This window comes from Gammaproteobacteria bacterium, assembly GCA_016765075.1.
Lineage (GTDB): Bacteria > Pseudomonadota > Gammaproteobacteria.
The window spans coordinates 1-3,863 of the sequence record JAESQP010000104.1 but is presented as its reverse complement, the minus strand read 5'-3'; the positions used below and the strand labels follow the sequence as shown (position 1 = coordinate 3,863).

At 45.1% G+C, this 3,863-nt stretch carries 3 protein-coding genes; all 3 read left to right on the top strand.

What is annotated here, in order from left to right:
• Positions 1 to 212: 6-phosphogluconate dehydrogenase (locus JKY90_06135; GenBank protein ID MBL4851843.1), on the top strand; the 212-nt coding region annotated here is incomplete at its 5' end.
• Between the two features lie 12 nt (positions 213 to 224).
• Positions 225 to 1,757, top strand: a complete 1,533-nt coding sequence (locus tag JKY90_06130; GenBank protein ID MBL4851842.1) for a glucose-6-phosphate dehydrogenase — start codon at positions 225 to 227, stop codon at positions 1,755 to 1,757.
• A 216-nt stretch (positions 1,758 to 1,973) separates the two neighbouring features.
• Positions 1,974 to 3,614, top strand: coding sequence for a glucose-6-phosphate isomerase (gene pgi / locus JKY90_06125; GenBank protein MBL4851841.1), 1,641 nt, complete (start codon positions 1,974 to 1,976; stop codon positions 3,612 to 3,614).
• Positions 3,615 to 3,863 lie beyond the last annotated feature (249 nt).

The following is a 3,863-nucleotide window of genomic DNA, read 5'->3' as shown; positions in this document are numbered from 1 at the left end:
GTGAGCCTGATTTGAACAAAGTATCAGATGTGGTAACCGATTCTGGTGAAGGCCGTTGGACGGCTATTGAGGCGATTGAACAAGGTGTTGCTGCGCCGGTAATTACTGCTGCATTACAAGTGCGTTTTGCTAGCCAGGATTCAGCAGGTTATGCCAATAGATTATTGTCACTAATGCGTAATGCATTTGGTGGCCATGAGATGAAGAGCTAAAGGGGAATAACAATGGAAGGAACATGCTCTGTAGTAATCTTTGGTGCAACGGGCAATCTGGCGCGCTTAAAACTGCTGCCCTCTTTATACCAGCTTGATCGACATAACCGCATGCCAGACGGCATGGTGGTGGTTTGCGTTGGCCGCGAGGATGAACGGCAAGCGGCATGGACAAAAAAAGTCGAAGCAATGATTCGCGATAAGTACGGTGCTGATATCGATGAGGCCGTATTGAAGAGATTTCTCAAAAGAGTGGTCTATTTCCTCGGTGATTATAATGCAGCAGAATCGTTTGCCAATTTGTATCAACTGTTCAAAGGCAAGCCGGAGTATTCCAATAATGTTGTTTTTTATATGTCGATTCGCCCTGCTGATTTTGGCACGGTGGTTGCGCATTTAGGCAAAGCTAAATTGCTGGATGAGAAAAACGGTTGGCGTCGCGTGGTGATTGAAAAACCCTTTGGTTATGATTTGCTCAGTGCGCAAGCATTACAACGCTCTTTGGATAAGCATTTAAAAGAAAATCAAATCTATCGCATTGATCATTACCTTGGCAAAGGCACAGTGCAAAATGTGTTGGTGGCGCGTTTTGCTAATTTAATGTTAGAGCCACTGTGGAACCGTGAAAATATTGATTACGTACAGATCACACATTCAGAAACGCTGGGTGTCGGTGGCCGTGCTTCTTATTATGATAACGCGGGCGCACTACGCGATATGATTCAGAGTCATTTAATGCAGTTATTGACGCTAGTGGCAATGGAGCCACCGCCGAATATGAGCCCTGAATCTTTACGCGATGAAAAAGTGAAAGTTTTAAAATCCGTTAGGGAAATTCCTCATAACGCCGTGCATGCGCATGCATTTCGTGGTCAATATGCATCTGGCACTATTGATGGTCGAGCGGTAGAAGGTTACCTTGATGAGCCAGACGTGCCAGGTGAGAGCACAACAGAGACCTATGCGGCAGTTAAATTGTATATTGATAATTGGCGTTGGAAAGGTGTGCCATTTTATTTACGTACAGGCAAACGCTTGGCAGAAGGTAGCTCGGCTATTTGTGTGCGGTTTAAGGCGCCACCGCATCATTTATTTAGAAATACGCAGATCGAGCGGATAAAACCGAATTGGTTTATGTTTGGTATTCAGCCACATGAGTGTATGAAGATGGAAATGCAAGCGAAAGTGCCTGGGCTGGAAATGAAAACACGCAGCATTAGTCTTGATGCTAGCTTTGCTGATGAAGGTGAAAGCACCTCTGATGCCTACGAAGAATTATTGCTTGACGTGATGAAGGGCGATCATTCTTTGTTTTTACGTTATGACGAAGTCGAATGGGCCTGGCGTATTGTTGACCCCATCATTAAGGTTTGGTCGATGGAACGCGACTTTATTAATGTTTATCCAGCAGGTAGTTGGGGGCCTCGTGGCACCTATCGCTTGTTTGAGCGTGATGATCAGTTTTGGCGTCACGGGCTTGATATCGAGTCGGCAGACCTGGGTGAGGACTTGGGCCGTAGTCGCGGAGTTAACCAGATCCGCTAGCCCGCATTTCTCACTAGGGGGCGAGATGATCGCGCAGAGATTTGCCCCTCAAGGGGGTGCCGAGGTGATTTTACAGTGGGTTTTCTGAGGCAGTGAAATACGGGCTGTATTTCCGACCGAAGAAAATTCACTGTAGAATCAAAGATCAAGCGATGGCTCGTCATTCTGGTGAGAAATGCGGGCTAGCTACCAGATTTTCTATCTGAAGGACCAGTCATGCCCGAGTTTACCGATTTACCTTCTTATTTATTACTCAGCAATCACTATGACAAAATGTCAGGTGTTCACATGCGCGATCTGTTTGCACAGGACGTGCAGCGTTTTGATACATTCTCTTTAAAGTTTAAAGACATTCTGCTCGACTATTCGAAAAACCGAATTACGCAAGAGACCATGGATTTATTGCTAAAGGCGGTTGATGAAAGTGGTTTGCGCGAGCGTATTGACGCAATGTTTTCAGGCGAGAAAATTAATATCACTGAAGACAGGGCGGTGTTACATATTGCGCTACGCAATCGTTCCAACACACCGATTATGGTCGATGGCGAAGACGTCATGCCTGCTGTTAATTCAGTCTTGGAAAAAATGCGTCGTTTTACCGAGGCAGTACGCAGTGGCGCATGGAAAGGGTATACCGGTAAAACCATTACTGATGTAGTCAATATCGGTATCGGTGGTTCTGACTTGGGTCCTGTGATGGTGACTGAAGCCTTGAAGCCTTATGCTCATCAGCATTTAGCTGTGCATTTTGTTTCCAACGCTGATGGCACGCATGTGGTTGAAGCGATTAAGCCGCTTGATCCTGAAACCACGTTGTTTATTGTGGCATCGAAGACATTTACCACTCAGGAAACTTTGACCAATGCGCATACCGCGCGTGATTGGTTGCTGGCGTCGCTAAAGGATGAAGCTGCCGTGGCCAAACATTTTGTTGCTTTGTCAACCAATGCTAAAGCGGTGGCTACGTTTGGTATTGATACCGATAACATGTTCGAATTTTGGGATTGGGTGGGTGGTCGTTATTCCTTATGGGGTGCCATTGGTCTATCCATCGCCTTATATATTGGTATGGATAACTATGAGGCCTTGTTGCAAGGCGCTCATGACATGGACGAACATTTTCGCGTAACTGAATTTGATGAAAACTTGCCTGTCGTATTAGCGGTGCTGGGTGTCTGGTATGTTAATTTCTTTGATGCACAGACACATGCGATTTTGCCTTACGACCAATACATGCATCGTTTTTCCGCTTATTTTCAACAGGGTGATATGGAAAGCAATGGTAAAGGTGTTTGTCGTGATGGCAGCCCTGTACCCTATAGCACAGGCCCCGTTATATGGGGTGAGCCTGGCACCAATGGCCAACATGCTTTTTATCAGCTTATTCACCAGGGTACGCATATGATGCCTGCAGATTTTATCGCTGCGGCGCAAAGCCATAATTCGGTTGGCGAACACCACGATATTTTATTAGCGAATTATTTTGCCCAGACAGAGGCCTTAATGCTGGGTAAAACATCTGACGAAGTGCGTACGGAATTGATGGCGTCTGCAATAGATGCGGAAAAAATTGATGAGCTCGTGCCGCATAAAACATTTGCCGGCAACCGACCCACCAATTCGATACTCTACAAAAGACTAACGCCAGCAACCCTCGGGGCATTAATTGCTATGTATGAACACAAAATTTTTGTCCAAGGCGTGCTGTGGGATATCAATTCTTATGATCAATGGGGAGTTGAGCTAGGCAAACAGCTTGCAAAAGCGATATTGCCTGAGCTACAGGCATCAGGTGATGTCAATAGCCATGATGTTTCAACCAACGGCTTAATTAATTATTGTAAGTCACTGCATTAGTTGCTAGTGGCTTTGATAGAGTTGCATGGCCTACCTATTTTGAAGCCTAATGTTGAAGATTGTTTGTGAGATCCAAAGCAGTCTGCAAATCATGCGCCATTATGATCCATCATGACTAAAGCCAAGTCGATTCTTTAAGGGTGTCGACTACGAACTATTTTTTGGCTTCCCTCTATTTGAATTCTTGGTATTTATTTTCAACTAATACGCGACAGAATCATATATTTTTCAACTGTTTACTGAGCTTAT

Coding starts and splice junctions, on each gene's coding strand:
- JKY90_06130 (MBL4851842.1), top strand. CDS start 225: ATGGAAGGAACATGCTCTGTAGTAATCTTTGGTGCAACGGGCAATCTG.
- pgi (MBL4851841.1), top strand. CDS start 1,974: ATGCCCGAGTTTACCGATTTACCTTCTTATTTATTACTCAGCAATCAC.